The sequence below is a fragment of the Actinoallomurus spadix genome, assembly GCF_024055725.1.
GTDB classification, from domain to species: domain Bacteria; phylum Actinomycetota; class Actinomycetes; order Streptosporangiales; family Streptosporangiaceae; genus Actinoallomurus; species Actinoallomurus spadix.
The window spans coordinates 376,225-391,355 of the sequence record NZ_JAMXMX010000003.1; the positions used below are offsets into that span (position 1 = coordinate 376,225).

Below are 15,131 nucleotides of genomic sequence, written 5' to 3' on the forward strand. Positions count from 1 at the left end.
CTCGGCGCGGGCTCGGGTCACTCGTGCCGGGCCATCGCCGCGAAGTCCCGTTCGGCCCGCTCGGCCAGGCGTACGTGCCGGCGTGCGACGGCGACCCACACGACGGGCACGACCGCCGAGAGCACGAGCCAGGGCAGCCGTACGCCGAGGATCCGGATCCGCGACAGCGCGGGCTCACTCGCGAACAGCAGCGGCAGTCCGCCGCTGACCAGCGCGACGATGGCGCACGTCAGCGCGGCGTACGCGGCCTGCACGCGCATGAGCGACCGGACGGGCGACGCACCGGCCCCGCCTGAGACCTCGGCCGGGGAGTGCGGCGGCCGCGCCGACCCGCTCGGCGGGCCGGTGACGGTGACGCGTTCACTCATCAGACGCCGGCGGCTCATCGGGCGACGGCGGCCGGCCGGGTGATGGCGGCTCACCGGGGGACTGCGGCCGCTGCCGGAAGCGGCGGATCAGCAGGTCGCGCACCTCGCGCGTGTGGCGGCGGCTCACCGGCAGCCGCAGGTCCCCGATCTGCACGAGGACACGGCCCTCGTCGAAGCGGAGTTCGGTGATGTGCGCGGCGGAGACGAGCGTCTGGCGGTGGATGCGGATGAAACCGGCGTCCTGCCAGCGCTCGGCGAGCACCGAGAGCGGCATCCGCAGGAGGTAGCTGCCCTCGGCGGTGTGCAGGCGGATGTAGTCGCCGTGCGTCTCGGCGTGGGTCACGTCGGCGCGGGAGATCAGCCGGGTGCGCCCGCCGAGCTCCACCGGGATCACGTCGTCCGTCTCCGGTTCGCACGGCGGCGCGGTGTCGCGGTGGACGATCTCATCGACGCGCCGCACGGCCTCGCCGAGGCGGTCGGGGTCGATGGGCTTGAGGAGGTAGTCGACGGCGCCGAACTCGAAGGCGGTGACGGCGTACTCGTCGTGCGCGGTGACGAAGACGATGGCGGGCGGGGCGGCGAAGCCGGCGACGAGACGGGCGAAGTCGAAGCCGTCGAGCGCCGGCATGCAGATGTCGAGGAAGACCGCGTCGAGCCGCTCCCCGCTCTTGATCATCCTGCCGATCTCGCGCAGCGCCTCGGCGGCGTCGCGGGCGGGCTTGACGTGCTCGATCCGCGGATGCCGGCGGAGCAGGTAGGTGAGCTCCTCCAGCGCGGGGGCCTCATCGTCGGCGGCGAGGACGCGGAGCATGGCAGGAGACTCCCTCTTTTACGCAGAGTATGCAACTCATTTCACCAAGTAGTTGGTTTCAATACCGGGCCTCGACGGCCGTACGACTCTTCGGCACCCGCAGGCTGACCTTCATCCCCGCCCCGACCGCCGTCTGGATGACCAGGCCGTACTCCTCTCCATAGACCTGACGCAGGCGGCGGTCGACGTTCACCAGGCCGATGCCGCCGTGCGGTGCGCTCTCCCGACCCTCCTCGAGAAGGGCCCGGAGTTTCCCGGGATCCATGCCGACCCCGTCGTCCTCCACGCTGAGCGCCGCCTCGGCGCCGGCGTCCCGCGCCAGGATCCGGACGTGCAGACGCTGGGTGCCACCGCACTGCATGCCGTGCCGGATGGCGTTCTCCACGAGCGGCTGCAGCGACAGGAACGGCACCGCCACGGGAAGCACCTCGGGCGCGATCTCGACGCTGAACCGCAGCCGCTCGTCTCCGAAGCGCGCCCGTTCCAGGAGGAGGTACCGGTCGATGGACCGCAGCTCCTCGGCCAGCGTCGTGAAGTCGCGCCGGTCACGGAAGGAGTACCGCGCGAAGTCGGCGAAGTCGAGCAGCAGTTCACGGGCACGCTCGGGATCCGTGCGAACGAAGGACGCGATCGTGCTCAGCGAGTTGTAGACGAAGTGCGGGGAGATCTGCGCCCGCAGCGCCCGCATCTCCGCCTCCACCAGACGCGTCTTCGACGTCTCCAGCTCGGCGAGCTCCAGCTGCCCGGAGGCCCACCGGGCGACCTCGCCCAGCGTCTGCAGGCGTTCGTCCCGCACCCCGGCGCCGTACGCCGCCAGGGCCCCGGCGACGCGGCCCTCGATGGTCAGCGGCGCGATCACCGCGGCCCGGACGGGACAGCCGGGGTCGCCGCACGCGACCAGCTCCGAGACGGCCACCCGCGGCCGGCCGGTCCCGAGCACCTGGGCGGCGAGCGGGACCACGGTCGCGGCGTGGGCCTCCCCGGCGCCGTCCCAGGCGAGCAGGCGCCCGGTGTCGGTGACGGCGACGGCCGGTACGCCGAGGAGCTCCCGCAGGTGGCGGGCCGCCCGCCGTGCCGACTCCTCGGTCAGCCCGGTCCGCAGGGAGGCCGACGTGAGGGAGATGGCGTGCAGGACCGCGAACAGCGCCTCCTCGTCCGGCGCGCTCGGCTCGGCGCGCCGGCGCGCCGAGCCGAGCGACCAGCCCGCGGCGGCCGCCATCAGCGCCGCCGTGGCGGCCAGCACGGCCTCGGCCGAAATCCCCACCATGACCACAGACGGTAACGCCATCGTCACGCAAACGCCGGTATTTCGGCAAGTCCTCCTACGCGGGAGGCTGCTCCTCCTGGTAGGAGTACCGCTGCTCCCGCCAGGGGTCCGCGATGTTGTGGTAGCCCCGTTCCTCCCAGAAGCCCCGGCGGTCCGCGGTGAGGTACTCGATGGCGCGCACCCACTTCACGCTCTTCCAGCCGTACAGGTGGGGCACCACCATCCGCAGCGGCGCGCCGTGGTCGGGGGTGAGCGGCTCGCCGCCCTGGTGGGTGGCCAGCAGCGCCTTGTCGTCGAGGAAGTCGCTCATCCGCAGGTTGGCGCTGTAGCCGTACTCCGCCCACACCATGACGTGGGTCGCGTCGCCGGCCGGCGGCGCCAGCCCGACGAGTGTGGCCGTGAGGATGCCCTCCCAGTCCACGTCGGGCACGGTGAACTTCGTGACGCAGTGGAAGTCGGCGGTCACCCTCCCGCGCGGCATCGCCTGGACCTCCGGCCAGGTCCAGTGGTACTCCCGCCCCGCCTCGGTGGCGCCGTACACGCGCAGGTCCCAGCGGTCAGGACGGAACCTCGGCACCGGGCCGTAGTGCAGGACGGGCCAGCCGCGCGGAACGTACTGTCCCGGCGGGAGGCGGTCGTCAGGCCCCACCGCGTCGCCCTCGACTCTCCGAATGCCCGCTCATGGTCATCGGCCATCCTGCCATCCCCCGCGCGCGGGCCGTGCCGAACCCCTCCGCGCGGGACGCCCGGCGCATCGGCTAGGGTGGCGGTATGCGCAACGTCTCCTTCTTTACCTATGGCGGGCCCGGGACACGGGTGACTGCCGGAAGGACGCTGCGCTAGAAGGCAACCACCGACAGATGCCCCGGGCCCGATGGGTCCGGGGCATCTGTCGTTTCAGGCCAAGAACCGACTGTCTCGGGAAGAGGAAGCACCATGGTCGTTGTCATGTCCGCCGACGCGGAGGAAGCCGATGTCCAGGCCGTCGTCACGGTCGTCGAGGGCGCGGGCGGCGAGGCGTTCGTCAGCCGGGGCGTCAACCGTACGATCATCGGGCTGGTCGGTGACGTCGAGCAGTTCGGCACCCTGAACCTCAACGCGCTGCGGGGCGTCAGCGACGTCATCCGGATCTCGGCGCCGTACAAGCTGGTCAGCCGGGAGAACCACCCCGATCGCTCGGTGGTGCGCGTCGGCGGCGTGCCGATCGGCCCCGGGACCATGACGCTCATCGCCGGGCCGTGCGCGGTCGAGACGCCGGAGCAGACCCTCCAGGCCGCGCGGATGGCGCAGGCGGCGGGCGCGACCCTGCTGCGCGGCGGTGCGTTCAAGCCGCGCACCTCCCCGTACGCCTTCCAGGGACTCGGCGAGAAGGGCCTGCGCATTCTGGCCGACGTGCGCGCCGAGACCGGCATGCCCATCGTCACCGAGGTGGTCGACGCGAACGACGTCGAGCTCGTGGCCTCGTACGCCGACATGCTCCAGGTCGGCACCCGGAACATGCAGAACTTCGCGCTACTGCAGGCCGTCGGGGGTATCGGCAGGCCCGTCATGCTCAAGCGCGGCATGAACGCCACCATCGAGGAGTGGCTGATGGCCGCCGAGTACATCGCCCAGCGCGGCAACCTCGACATCGTGCTGTGCGAGCGCGGCATCCGCACGTTCGAGAAGGCCACCCGCAACACCCTCGACATCTCGGCCGTCTCCGTCGCGCAGCGGCTGTCGCACCTGCCCGTCATCGTCGACCCGTCCCACTCCGGCGGCCGGCGCGACCTGGTGCTGCCGCTCACCCGCGCGGCGATCGCCGTCGGCGCCGACGGAGTGATCATCGACGTGCACCCGAGCCCGGAGAGCGCCCTGTGCGATGGCCCGCAGGCGCTCGTCGACGACGACATGCGCGAGCTCGCCGCCACCGTGCGCGCCCTGCCGCCCATCGTCGGCCGTACCCTCACCACCGTCTGACCTGCGGGGGCGTGCCGCGGCGCGCTGCGCGCCCCCGTCCGCCGCCCGGCACCCCGGCCGTACGCACGAGGACGCGGACGGTAGTCTTCCCGGCATGGCGTACTACACCGCCCAGCTGGGGCCGCCCCGGTTCTGACCGGGGCCACCACACCTGCGCGCCCGGCATCGCCGGGCGCTTCCCCTGACGCCGCCGCCGAGCGGCTCTTCGGCGCGCCCCGGATCTCGCGTTCCCTCGAACCGTTCGACATCTGGAGCGTTCTCCTTGACCACCACTGAAGTCTCCTCCGCCGCGCCCGCGCGCCGGCGGCTCGGCGGGTCCGCCGACATCGTCCTGGCCGCGTCCCTGTGGGGCACGACCGGCACCGTCCGCAGCCTCGTCCACGCGAGTCCGGTCGCGGTGGGCGCCGCCCGCCTCCTCATCGGCGGCGCCTTCCTGTTCGCCGTGGCCGTCCGCGGCGGCGGGCTGCGGCCGCTGCTCGCCCGCGGCTCCCGCACGCGGCTGATCCTCCTGCTCGGCGCGGCGCTCGTCGCCGTGTACCAGGTGGCGTTCTTCTGCGCCGTCGCCCGTACGGGCGTCGCGACCGGCACCGTCGTCACGATCGGCAGCGGCCCCGTCTTCGCCGGCCTGCTGTCCCGGGTGCTCCGCATGGGCGCGCTGACCCCGCGCTGGCTGCTCTCCACGGCGGGCGCGGTCGCCGGCTGCGCCGCGCTCACCCTGGGCGGTCAGGCGGCCGGCGTCGAGCCGGTCGGCGTCGCGCTGGCCCTGATCTCCGGCTTCGGCTACGCGGCGTACGCCACCGTCGCGTCGTATCTGATCACCCGGGGCGACGACAGCCGCGCGGTGCTCGGCACGCTGTTCGGCGGGTCCGGGGTGCTGCTCCTGCCGGTGCTCCTCGCGATGGGCCCCGGCTGGCTGTTCACGGGAACCGGTGCGGCGGCGGCCCTCTACCTCGGCGTGATCACCACCGGCCTCGGCTACCTGTTCTACGGGAGGGGCCTGCGGACGACCCCGGTCGCCGCCGCCACCACGCTCACCCTGGCCGAGCCGGCGGTCGCGGCGGTCCTGGGCCTGTTCGTCCTCGGCGAGCACCTGAGCGCGCTCGCCCTCGCCGGCCTGGCCCTCCTCGCCGCCAGCCTGGTCATCCTCACCATGCCGACCCGCTCCCGCTGAGCCCGCGGCGACGCCGTCTCACTCAGACGGACTCAGGTCGGCCGCAAGCGGAAGACCTGAGTCCGTCCATCAGGAGGTTCAGCAGGCGAGCGGCCATCGCCTCCTGCTCGGGCGAGCCGGCCACGGTGAAGATGCCGATGAGAGCGGCGGCGATGTCTCCGGCGGGGACGTCGGCGCGGAGTTCCCCGCTCGCACGGCCGGCGTCGAGGATGTCATCGATGGCCCCGAGCAGCTCGGCCCGGGTGTGGGCATGGGCGATTTCGCCCGATTCGACCATCGCGAGCAGCGTGTCGAGCATCCCGTTCTTGGTCGCGATCCACTGCCCGAACAGGTCCATCCAGCGTCGCAGCGCCGCAGGCGGGTCGAGCCGGGCGAGCAGCTCACGGGCACCGGCGGTGAGCCGCGAGACCTGGTCCTGGTAGACGGCGTCGACCAGCGCCTCGCGGGTGGGGAAGTGCCGGTAGAGAGTGGCGATGCCGACCCCGGCTTCGTTGGCGATCGCGCGCATCGACGGCTCGGCGTCGGCCGAGGCGAACAAGCGGGTCGCCACGGCCAGCAGCTGTTCGCGGTTGCGGGCCGCGTCCGCCCGCGGTCTACGCATCTCTGCGGCGGTCAAAACGGATCACGCTCCACTTGTGCTAGATTCGGTCTCACCCCAAACGGAGCATAGTCCGTTTACGTGGCTCCACGAACCGCTACAGGAGACAGTGAGCATGGAAGAAGCGAGCGTCAGCACGTCGGCGACCACGAGCCGGGCGGTCCAGTTCGAGTCGTTCGGCGGACCGGAGGCCCTGCGCGTCCGCGAGGTACCCGTGCCGCACGCCGGCTCTGGGCAGATCCGCGTGCGGGTCACCGCGGCCGGCCTGAACCCGATGGACTGGGTCATGACCTCCGACGCCGAGACCGCCACGCGATTCGGCTTGAGCCTGCCGTGCGGGTTCGGCACCGACTATGCCGGGGTGGTGGATGAGGTCGGTGACGGCGTGAGCGAGTTCGCGATCGGTGACCGGGTGTTCGGCGGCGCCATGTCCCGCGCGGTCGCCGACCACGTCGTCGTGGATGAGGCGGGGGCCATCGCGGTGGGCGGCTCGGCGCACCGTACCCCTGACGGCGTCGACGACCGCACCGCTGCCGCCCTTACCATCGCGGGCTCCACGGCGGCCGCAGCTCTGGCCGTGGTCGACCTGGGCCCGAGCGACACGGTGCTCATCGGCGGTGCGGGAGGCGGGGTAGGCGTGTTCGCCGTCCAGCTCGCACGTCTCGCGGGCGCGCGAGTGATCGGGACAGGGTCGGCGACCTCGGCCGACGCCCTGCGGGCCCTGGGAGCCGAGCCGGTCACCTATGGCGATGGTCTGGTCGACCGGGTCCGTGCGCTGGCTCCCGCCGGCGTCACTGCGGCCATGGATCTGCACGGGACGGACACGGCGTACGCGGCACGCGAACTCGGCGTGCCTGACAAGCGCATCACCACCATCGCCGCCCAGATCGACGGGATCACGCCGGCGAACGGCGCCCTCGCGGCCCCGGGTGCCATCGAGGAGATCGCCGGCCTGGTCGCGGCGGGTCGGCTCCGGGTGCCGATCGCGGCGAGCTATCCGGTCGAGCAGATCCGTGCCGCGGTCGAGCTTCAGGCGGGGCGGCACGTGCACGGCAAGGTCGTCATCGACCTCTAGAAGAGTCAGGTGGTCGGGTCGCCGTAGGAGGGGCGGTGCTCCTGGAGGCCGGCGGCGAGCTGCTCGGCCAGCTCCCCCGCGTCGAGGCGCTTCTCGATCTGGCGCAGGTCATCGATCTTGGCGCGGGTCTCGGCGCGGCGGGGGGTGAGGACGGTGCAGCAGTCCTCGTCGGGCAGCTCGGAGATGCTCAGCGTGTGGATCTTGCGCGCCTCGGCCATGATCTCGGTCTTGTCCATGCCGATGAGCGGGCGCAGGATCGGCAGGTCCACGGCGTCGTCGAGGGCCGTGATGTTCTGCATGGTCTGGCTGCTGACCTGGCCGAGGGAGTCACCGGTGATGAGCGCCGCGCCGCCCAGGTCGTGCGCGACGACCTCGGCGGTCTTGAGCATCAGGCGGCGCTGCGCGATGATCTGCAGCCGGTCGGCCCCGGAGGACTTGATCTGCTGCTGCGCCTTGCCGAACGCCGAGACGAACAGCCGCGACCCGCCCTGGAACTTGTCCAGCTCGCGGACCAGGGCGTACGCCTTGTAGATCGACTCCGGGCCGGTGAACGGCATCCCGGAGAAGTGCAGGAAGTCCACCCGCAGCCCGCGGCGCATCATGCGGTACGCGGCGACGGGCGAGTCGATGCCGCCCGACATCAGCACCAGCGCCCGGCCGCTCATGCCGACCGGCAGGCCGCCGGCGCCGGGCATGCCGTCGGTGAAGACGAACACCTCGCGCTGGTCGACCTCGATGAACACCGCCAGGTCGGGGTGCTTGAGGTTGACCGGCAGGTCGTAGCGCTCCTTGACCTTCGCGCCGACCAGGGCGTTGAGATCGGAGGAGGTGATCGGGAAGCGCTTGTCGCGGCGGCGCGCGCGGATGGCGAACGCGCCCTTGCGGGCCAGCGCCGGGTGCTGCGCGACGAGGTCGAGGGCGGCCTGGACGGTCGCGTCGACGTCCTTGGCCACCCGCCAGGCGCGGTGCACCCACACGATGCCCATCACGTCGGTGAGGCGCCGGGCCACGGCGTCGACGTCGGCGAGCTCGCCACTCTCGGTGCGCACGACGATGACGCCTTCGCGCTGCCAGATGTTGATCTTGATGCCGAGCCCCTTCACGGCGGCCCGGATGTTGTTCTGCAGGCGCCGCTCGAAGAGCTCGCGGTTCTTGCCCTTCAGGACGATCTCGCCCAGTTTCAGGAGAACGCAGGGCTCTCCGACGACGGCGGGCCGCTCGGCGTTCTGAGGGTGCGTCGCGGTTTCGAGCGTGGGCATGCGTCCAACCTCCAGCGGACACTGACGGGGTGCGAACATCCAGTGTCGCGCACGAACGCGACTGTCTGGACCGAACGCCCGTCCGGCGGTCCCTGTTCCCTACGGTCTCACCGGATGCGTGAAGGCACCGCACGCGCGTGCGGTGCCTTCACGGTCGTACGAGGTCCGGCGATCAGCCGAAGAAGACCTCGGCCTCCTCGTAGCGCTGGACCGGGACGGTCTTGAGCTCGTCGGTGGCGGCGCTCAGGTCGACACGGACGATCTCGGTGCCCTGCAGGCCGACCATCTTGCCGAACGCGCCGTCGTGCACCGCGTCGATGGCGTGCACGCCGAAGCGGGTGGCGAGAACGCGGTCGAAGGCGGTCGGGGTGCCGCCGCGCTGGATGTGGCCGAGGACCGTCGTGCGGGCCTCCTTGCCGGTGCGCTTCTCGATCTCCGCGGCGAGACGCTCGCCGATGCCGCCGAGGCGCACGTGGCCGAAGGCGTCGAGCTCCTGCGTCTGCACGTCCATCTGGCCGTCGACCGGGTGCGCGCCCTCGGCGACCACGATGATCGGGGCGTACTTGGTCTTGAAGCGGCTCTCGACGTACCCGCAGACCTTCTCGATGTCGAAGGGCTTCTCCGGGATGAGGATGACGTTCGCCCCCGACGCCATGCCGGCGTGCAGCGCGATCCAGCCCGCGTGCCGGCCCATGACCTCGCAGATCAGCGCGCGGTGGTGCGACTCGGCGGTGGTGTGCAGCCGGTCGATGGCCTCCATCGCGATGTTCACCGCGGTGTCGAACCCGAACGTGTAGTCGGTGGCGTTCAGGTCGTTGTCGATGGTCTTGGGAACCCCGACGACCTTGACGCCCCGGTCGTGCAGCTGACGCGCCACGCCGAGCGTGTCCTCGCCGCCGATGGCGATGAGCGCGTCGACGCCCAGCCCGGCGAGGTTGTCCTTGATCCGCTCGACCCCGCCCTCGATCTTGATCGGGTTCGTCCGGGACGAGCCGAGGATGGTGCCGCCGCGCGGCAGGATGCCGCGAACCGCCTGGACGTCGAGCGGCGTCGTGTCGCCCTCGAGCGGACCACGCCAGCCGTCGCGGAAGCCGACGAACTCGTATCCGTAGACCTGGATGCCCTTGCGGACAACGGCGCGGATGACGGCGTTCAGCCCGGGGCAGTCGCCGCCGCCGGTCAGCACTCCGACACGCATGCCCAACTCCTCTGTGTAACCCTGAGTTCACCCGCCAGCCTAGCGGCGCGGGTAGGACCTTCTCGAAGGCGGCGCGCCCGCAGGGCACACCCCACCGATTGGTCTAGACCATATCGGAAAGCGGCCCCTCTGATCAGCCCTTCGAGGTCTTTGATGTGCGCTCGGCACCCTGGTCTTCCGCCAGAGTGAGGTCGCCGCCCGGATCCTCCGCGGCGGTCCCCTCGCCGGTAACGGCGTTCTCCTTGACGTCCGCGGCGTACCGGTCGACGTACTCCTGGCCGGACAGCCGCATGATGGCGTACATGATCTCGTCGGTGACCGCGCGCAGCACGACCCTGTCGTGGGCCATGCCGTAGTACCGGGAGAAGTCCAGCGGCTCGCCGAACCGCACCTCCGGGCGCGGGCGCAGCTTGGGCAGCGGCCGCCCGGCGGGCATCAGCTCGAACGTGTTGACCATGGCCATCGGGATGACCGGCGCCCGGGACTCGAGGGCCAGGCGGGCGACGCCCGTCTTGCCGCGGTAGAGCCGCTCGTCCGGCGCGCGGGTGCCCTCGGGATAGATGCCGAGCAGCTTCCCCTCGCCCAGGACCCGCAGTCCGGTCCGCAGCGCCGCCTCGCTCGCCCGGCCGCCCGTACGGTCGATCGGCACCTGCCCGACGCCGCTGAAGAACAACCGGCTGATGAGACCCTTCAGGCCCGTCCCGGTGAAGTACTCGGCCTTGGCCAGGAACGTGACCTTGCGCGGCAAGGGCAGCGGCCCGAAGAAGTGGTCCGCGAAGGAGAGGTGGTTGCCGGCCAGGATGGCCGGGCCGTGCCGCGGAACGTGCCGTGTCCCGTACGCGCGCGGTCGCCAGACCAGGTACAGAATGGGACCCAAGATGGCCTTGACGACCCAGTAGAACAACGCCCCGCCTTTCCTTACCCCCTGCCGTTCACCCGTCCGTGGGATGATAATCATCTTCCCATCTCACGCCGGACACACCCACATCCACACACGGCACGTTTTCGTCCTTGCGCGACGCGGGGGCCGTAGGCTCATCTTTGAAGCGTCGGCCGATGGCAGTTTCGAGGGGAGGCGCCATGGCGTTGACGCCGGACGTCCGGTCGCACGCGACCGACGTGCCGCACGACGGTTTGGCCAGGATGCGACGGGAGACCGGGGTATGAGCCGGCGGGGAAACGGGCTCACGGCGGACGCGTACGTCCCGCTCGCCGACCTGACTCCGCAGCTCGCCGACGCGATGCTGTCCGCCCTCCGGGAGGCGGGCATCGCCGCCTACGCCGCCCCGGCTCCGGGAACGACCGGCGGCTACCTCGACGTGCGGCTGCCCGAGGAGCCCACCGACCGGCTGTACGCCGACGCGGAGGCCCGGCAGGCCGCCGAGGACATCCTGGAGAGACGCCTTCCCGAGCTGCGCGCCGACTACGCGGCCTCGCGGGACGAGGACGAGATCTTCGCCGAGATCGTGGCGGGCTTCGACCTGCCCACGACCGACGGCGAGACCCCGTGGCCCGCCGAGGAGAACCTCGAGGACGGCCCGGAGGACACCGCCGGGGCGTCGCTGGAGGACTCCGGGTCGGAGCGCACCGCCACGGCCCGGGTCGTCAAGCCCGCCTCCGAGGACGAGGACGAGGAGGAGCACTTCGTCCCGCCTCCCCCGCCGCCGCTGCCGAAGGCGGACCCGCTCACGCGGTTCGCGTGGATCGCGCTGCTCGGCGGCCCGGTGTACCTCGTGCTGTCGGTGTTCCTCGGCTGGAGCGTCCCGAGCTGGGCGGCGTTCGTCGCGGTCGCGGCCTTCATCGGCGGCTTCGTCGCGCTCGTCCTCCGCATGGGCGACGATCCCCCGGACGACGACGGCGCCGTCGTCTGAGCGGGCCCCGTCGTTCGAGCACCTTCGTCGTCTGAGCGGGCCCCGTCGTCGGAGCGCCTTCGTCGTCCGTACGGCCCGGCGTCCGAGCGCCTTCGTCGTCCGAACGGCGCCGGCGTGGCCGTCAGATGCGCAGTTCGGCGAGGACGGGGCGGTGGTCCGTGGCGGCCGGGTAGTCGGCGAGGAGCTCGGGGTCGTCGGGCACGCCGCACCGGAGGATCTCGATGCCCTCGTCCGCGAACACCCCGTCGATCCGGCGCGCCGGGTTCGCCGCGCTGAACGTCTCCCGCAGGCCGTACGGCGCGACGGCGCCCGCGTCCTGGAAGCGCCCGGCGAAGAGGTCCCAGGCCGGTTCCCCGGCCTCCTCGTTGACGTCCCCCGCCACCACCACCGGCGCGCCGGTCCGCGCGCGCACGCGGTCGAGCTCCTCGATGATCTCCTCGGCGTGGCGGCGGCGCGGCTCGGCCGCGAGGTCGAGGTGGACGCTCGCGGCGACCAGGCGGACGCCGCGGACGTCGAACAGCGCGAGCGCGAGGCCGCGCTGGTGCATCTCGGGCACGGGCGACAGCAGCCGGTGCCGCCCGTGCAGCGCGGTGGCCCGCGCCCCGGCGTACAACTGCAGCCCGGCGACGCGGCCACGCCTCAGCGTCGCCGGGACGAGCGCCGCGCGCCGGGCGAGCCACAACCGCCGGTGCCGCCAGAACTGGAAGCGCGGGGCCTCCTGCACGCACAGGATGTCGGGCCGCAGGCGCCGGACGACGCGGACGAGCGCCGCCCGGTCGTCCCGCATCGACCGGATGTTGTAGCTGACGAGCCTGACGACCACGCGGCTAACGGGACCGTGCCAGGTCGGCGGCGCCCACGATGCCGGCGTCCGGGCCGAGCTCGGCGATCCTGATGTCGGCGAACGTGCGGTGGCCCCGGCCGGTCAGGGCGTTCTCGAAGGCCTCCCGCGTCGGTTCGAGCAGCAGGTCACCCGCCTCCGACAGGCCACCGCCGATGACGAACGCCCCGGGGTCGAGGATGGCCGCGAGGTCGGCGAGGCCCTGCCCGACCCAGTGGGCGATCGTGCGGAAGCACTCCAGCGCCGCGCTGTCACCTTCGCGCGCCGCCTCGGTGATCTCCGGGCCGCTGATCCCCTCGGGCCTGCCGTCGCCCAGCTCGAGCAGCCGGCCGGCGAGCGCCGGTGACACTCGGGCGATCTCGCGGGCCTCGGCGACCAGGGCGTTGCCAGAGGCGTACTGCTCCCAGCAGCCGCGGTTGCCGCAGCCGCAGCGCCGGCCGTCGGGAACGACCCGGTAGTGCCCGAACTCGGCGCCGATGCCGAAGCGGCCGCGGTAGAGCTCGCCGCCGAGGATCAGACCGCCGCCGATACCGGTGCCGAGGGCGACGAGGATCATGTGGTCCTCGCCACGGCCGGCGCCGAACTTCGCCTCGCCCCAGGCGATGGCGTTCCCGTCGTTCTCCACGACGACGGGGAGGCCGACCTCGCCCTCGACCTTCTTCTTGATGGGCTCGTCGCGCCAGGCGAGGTTCGGGGCGAACAGCACCGTGGCGCGGCTCTCGTCCACGAACCCGGCGGCGCCGAGACCGACCGCCTCGACCTCGCCGAAGCGGCTCTTGAGGACCTCGACGACCTCCGCGATCACCCGTGCCGTCTCGTGGGGGCTGGTCGAGGGCGTCGGGCGACGCACCTTATCCAGGATCCGCCCACGGTCGTCGACCACGCCGGCGGCGACCTTCGTACCGCCGACATCCACACCAATGGTCAGCGTCATGGACGCTTCTCCTCCGTCAACCCGTCGCCGTGCCGGCGCCCGCCGGGTCGTCGCCCGCCGCGTGGGGGCGCGGCCGCGTGCGCTCGAACCCTGCCATCGCCTCACGGACCGCCGAGTAGAGCTGCTCACCCGCCGCCATCACGTGGGACAGGACCTCCGGACCGGACTCGCGGGACGCCGCGATCGCCCGGCACACCGGGCAGTAGCGGCACTCCGCCGCGCCGGTCGCGAAGTGGTCGCCCCACGCTTCGCTGGTGGCCTCGCTCCACACGTCGTCCTTCGACGTGCCGCCGGCGTTGAACCGTCGGCGAAGCGTGTCGACGAGACGCACGGCCTCGTACAGCACCGAGGGTGGCTGCTCACTCATTGGTCATCATCTACCTATCGTCGGCGTGAAACCGTACCGTCTCGGAGGGGACGCGCGCGCCACGGGGTGCCCGTGGCGGCCGGGCCCGCGCCTGCCTTCGACGCCCCTCGCATGCCTATCCCTCGACGCGTCGTTTCAGCCCCTTGAGGGCCGTGTCGATGATGCGCTTCTCCGCCTTGCGCCGCACCATGCCGATCATGGGCACGCGCACGTCGACCGCGAGTTCGTACGTCACCTCGGTCTCGCCGTCGCGCTCGGCGAGGCGGTACGCGCCGGTCATGCCGGTCAGCATGGTGCCGCGTTCCACGAGGTGCCAGTGCACCGCTTCGTCGTCGTCCCAGTCGTAGGCCAGGACGTAGGTGTCCTTGATCGGCCCAGCCTCCAGCGTGATCCGCACCTGCTCGGCGCGGCCGTCGTCCCCGGTGGTGACGACCTCGGCCGCGGTGATCCCTTCCGCCCATTCAGGGTATTCCGCGAAATCGGCGATGACCGCCATGATCTCTGGCTTTTCAGCCTTGATGGTGATGCTGGAGCTGGTACGGTCCGCCATCGGCGTTTCCTTCTTTCGGCTTTCTTCCGGGGCGAGAATTGAGCGCGGCGCTTCGCCTTGAGCGGAGCGTAGTCGCTAGAACTCCAATACGTACGGAACCCCGCGTGCGCGGAAGTGACCCACGTTGACGCATTCGGTGCGGCCGATGCGGGTGCGGCGGACGAGCGGCTGGTGGACGTGGCCGAACAGCGCGTACCTCGGCTGGGTCTCCCGGATCGCGCGCAGGACCGCCTCGCTGCCGCGCTCGAAACGCCGCGCGACCGTGTCGTACAGCAGTTCGGGCACGGCCGGCGGGATGTGGCAGCACAGCACGTCGACCGCGCCGAGCGCCGCGACCTTGGCGGCGTAGACCTCCTCGTCCAGCTCGTACGGGGTGCGGTACTCGGTGCGTAGCCCGCCGCCGACGAACCCGAAGCGCAGGCCGCCGATGTCGATGGTCTCGCCGTCGAGGACCCGCTGGCCGGGACGCAGGCTCTCCGCCCACAGCCGGGGGATGTCGACGTTGCCGTAGGTGAGGTACGCGGGAGTGGGCATCGCGCCGAACAGCTCCTTGTACTGACGGCGCACGGCGGCCTCGATGTACGGCCGGGCGTCACCGTCCAGCGTCGCCCACATGGAGCGCGAGAACTCCCGTGCCTCGTCGAACCGCTTCTGCGTGCGGAGCTCGATGAATCTCGTGGCGTGCTCCGCGCCGAACAGTTCGGCGAAGATGCCCTTGCCGTGATCGTCGTAGTCGATGAACAGGATGAGGTCGCCGAGGCAGATGAACGCGTCGGCGCCGTCACCCGCCAGGGCGAGCGCGTCGGCCCGTCCGTGCACGTCGCTGACCACATGAACCCGCATGCGCCAACTGTAAGACCCG

General features: G+C 71.8%; 17 protein-coding genes. 4 read left to right on the forward strand and 13 right to left on the reverse strand.

Annotation, left to right across the window (positions count from 1 at the left end; genetic code table 11):
- Nucleotides 1-17: 17 nt before the first annotated feature.
- The 4 genes from NE235_RS05935 to NE235_RS05950 are packed head-to-tail and all read right to left on the reverse strand — an operon-like array spanning nucleotide 18 to nucleotide 3,095.
- Nucleotides 18-368 (reverse strand): hypothetical protein, encoded by a 351-nt coding sequence (locus tag NE235_RS05935; RefSeq protein ID WP_252799901.1) that lies wholly within the window; start codon nucleotides 366-368, stop codon nucleotides 18-20.
- Nucleotides 361-1,179, reverse strand: a complete 819-nt coding sequence (locus tag NE235_RS05940) for a LytR/AlgR family response regulator transcription factor (RefSeq protein WP_252799902.1) — start codon at nucleotides 1,177-1,179, stop codon at nucleotides 361-363. Before NE235_RS05940 ends, NE235_RS05935 begins: the two co-directional genes overlap by 8 nt.
- A 58-nt stretch (nucleotides 1,180-1,237) precedes the next feature.
- Nucleotides 1,238-2,446 carry a sensor histidine kinase gene (locus NE235_RS05945; protein ID WP_252799903.1) on the reverse strand — a complete coding sequence of 403 codons (1,209 nt, stop codon included), beginning with the start codon at nucleotides 2,444-2,446 and terminating at the stop codon, nucleotides 1,238-1,240.
- Between the two features lie 55 nt (nucleotides 2,447-2,501).
- Complete coding sequence (locus tag NE235_RS05950; protein WP_252799904.1) at nucleotides 2,502-3,095, reverse strand: sulfite oxidase-like oxidoreductase; 594 nt, start codon at nucleotides 3,093-3,095, stop codon at nucleotides 2,502-2,504.
- A 287-nt stretch (nucleotides 3,096-3,382) separates the two neighbouring features.
- Here NE235_RS05950 and aroF point away from each other — a divergent pair, with 287 nt between their 5' ends.
- Together aroF and NE235_RS05960 are read left to right on the forward strand one after the other, a co-directional pair.
- Nucleotides 3,383-4,405, forward strand: a complete 1,023-nt coding sequence (aroF, locus tag NE235_RS05955; protein WP_252799905.1) for a 3-deoxy-7-phosphoheptulonate synthase — start codon at nucleotides 3,383-3,385, stop codon at nucleotides 4,403-4,405.
- A 262-nt stretch (nucleotides 4,406-4,667) separates the two neighbouring features.
- The gene (locus NE235_RS05960) at nucleotides 4,668-5,576 is read left to right on the forward strand and encodes a DMT family transporter (RefSeq protein WP_252799906.1); all 909 of its coding nucleotides are present in this window, start codon (nucleotides 4,668-4,670) and stop codon (nucleotides 5,574-5,576) included.
- Between the two features lie 22 nt (nucleotides 5,577-5,598).
- Here the strand turns inward: NE235_RS05960 and NE235_RS05965 are convergent, their stop codons facing one another.
- Nucleotides 5,599-6,177, reverse strand: coding sequence for a TetR/AcrR family transcriptional regulator (locus NE235_RS05965; RefSeq protein ID WP_252799907.1), 579 nt, complete (start codon nucleotides 6,175-6,177; stop codon nucleotides 5,599-5,601).
- 112 nt (nucleotides 6,178-6,289) lie between these two features.
- Here NE235_RS05965 and NE235_RS05970 point away from each other — a divergent pair, with 112 nt between their 5' ends.
- The gene (locus NE235_RS05970; protein WP_252799908.1) at nucleotides 6,290-7,249 is read left to right on the forward strand and encodes an NADP-dependent oxidoreductase; all 960 of its coding nucleotides are present in this window, start codon (nucleotides 6,290-6,292) and stop codon (nucleotides 7,247-7,249) included.
- A gap of 5 nt (nucleotides 7,250-7,254) precedes the next feature.
- Here NE235_RS05970 and thiI read toward each other — a convergent pair whose 3' ends face one another.
- The 3 genes from thiI to NE235_RS05985 form a co-directional block, all read right to left on the reverse strand.
- Nucleotides 7,255-8,508 (reverse strand): tRNA uracil 4-sulfurtransferase ThiI, encoded by a 1,254-nt coding sequence (gene thiI, locus NE235_RS05975; protein WP_252799909.1) that lies wholly within the window; start codon nucleotides 8,506-8,508, stop codon nucleotides 7,255-7,257.
- A gap of 172 nt (nucleotides 8,509-8,680) precedes the next feature.
- Complete coding sequence (locus NE235_RS05980) at nucleotides 8,681-9,706, reverse strand: 6-phosphofructokinase (RefSeq protein ID WP_252799910.1); 1,026 nt, start codon at nucleotides 9,704-9,706, stop codon at nucleotides 8,681-8,683.
- A 133-nt stretch (nucleotides 9,707-9,839) separates the two neighbouring features.
- On the reverse strand, nucleotides 9,840-10,610 hold the full coding sequence (locus NE235_RS05985; RefSeq protein WP_252799911.1) for a lysophospholipid acyltransferase family protein: 771 nt from the start codon (nucleotides 10,608-10,610) through the stop codon (nucleotides 9,840-9,842).
- A 259-nt stretch (nucleotides 10,611-10,869) separates the two neighbouring features.
- Here NE235_RS05985 and NE235_RS05990 point away from each other — a divergent pair, with 259 nt between their 5' ends.
- Nucleotides 10,870-11,577 carry a hypothetical protein gene (locus tag NE235_RS05990; protein WP_252799912.1) on the forward strand — a complete coding sequence of 236 codons (708 nt, stop codon included), beginning with the start codon at nucleotides 10,870-10,872 and terminating at the stop codon, nucleotides 11,575-11,577.
- Nucleotides 11,578-11,698: 121 nt separating this feature from the next.
- On the opposite strand, the gene NE235_RS05995 is transcribed toward NE235_RS05990, so the two are convergent.
- The 5 genes from NE235_RS05995 to NE235_RS06015 all read right to left on the reverse strand — a co-directional run bounded on the left by NE235_RS05995 (nucleotide 11,699) and on the right by NE235_RS06015 (nucleotide 15,112).
- A complete protein-coding gene (locus tag NE235_RS05995) occupies nucleotides 11,699-12,400 on the reverse strand; it encodes an endonuclease/exonuclease/phosphatase family protein (RefSeq protein WP_252799913.1) in 702 nt (233 codons plus the stop codon).
- Nucleotides 12,401-12,404: 4 nt separating this feature from the next.
- Complete coding sequence (locus tag NE235_RS06000; protein WP_252799914.1) at nucleotides 12,405-13,352, reverse strand: ROK family glucokinase; 948 nt, start codon at nucleotides 13,350-13,352, stop codon at nucleotides 12,405-12,407.
- Between the two features lie 16 nt (nucleotides 13,353-13,368).
- Complete coding sequence (locus tag NE235_RS06005; protein WP_252799915.1) at nucleotides 13,369-13,719, reverse strand: hypothetical protein; 351 nt, start codon at nucleotides 13,717-13,719, stop codon at nucleotides 13,369-13,371.
- Nucleotides 13,720-13,834: 115 nt separating this feature from the next.
- Entirely contained in the window at nucleotides 13,835-14,269 is a 435-nt protein-coding gene (locus NE235_RS06010; protein ID WP_252799916.1) for an SRPBCC family protein, read from the reverse strand.
- Nucleotides 14,270-14,344: 75 nt separating this feature from the next.
- Complete coding sequence (locus tag NE235_RS06015; protein WP_252799917.1) at nucleotides 14,345-15,112, reverse strand: metallophosphoesterase family protein; 768 nt, start codon at nucleotides 15,110-15,112, stop codon at nucleotides 14,345-14,347.
- Nucleotides 15,113-15,131 lie beyond the last annotated feature (19 nt).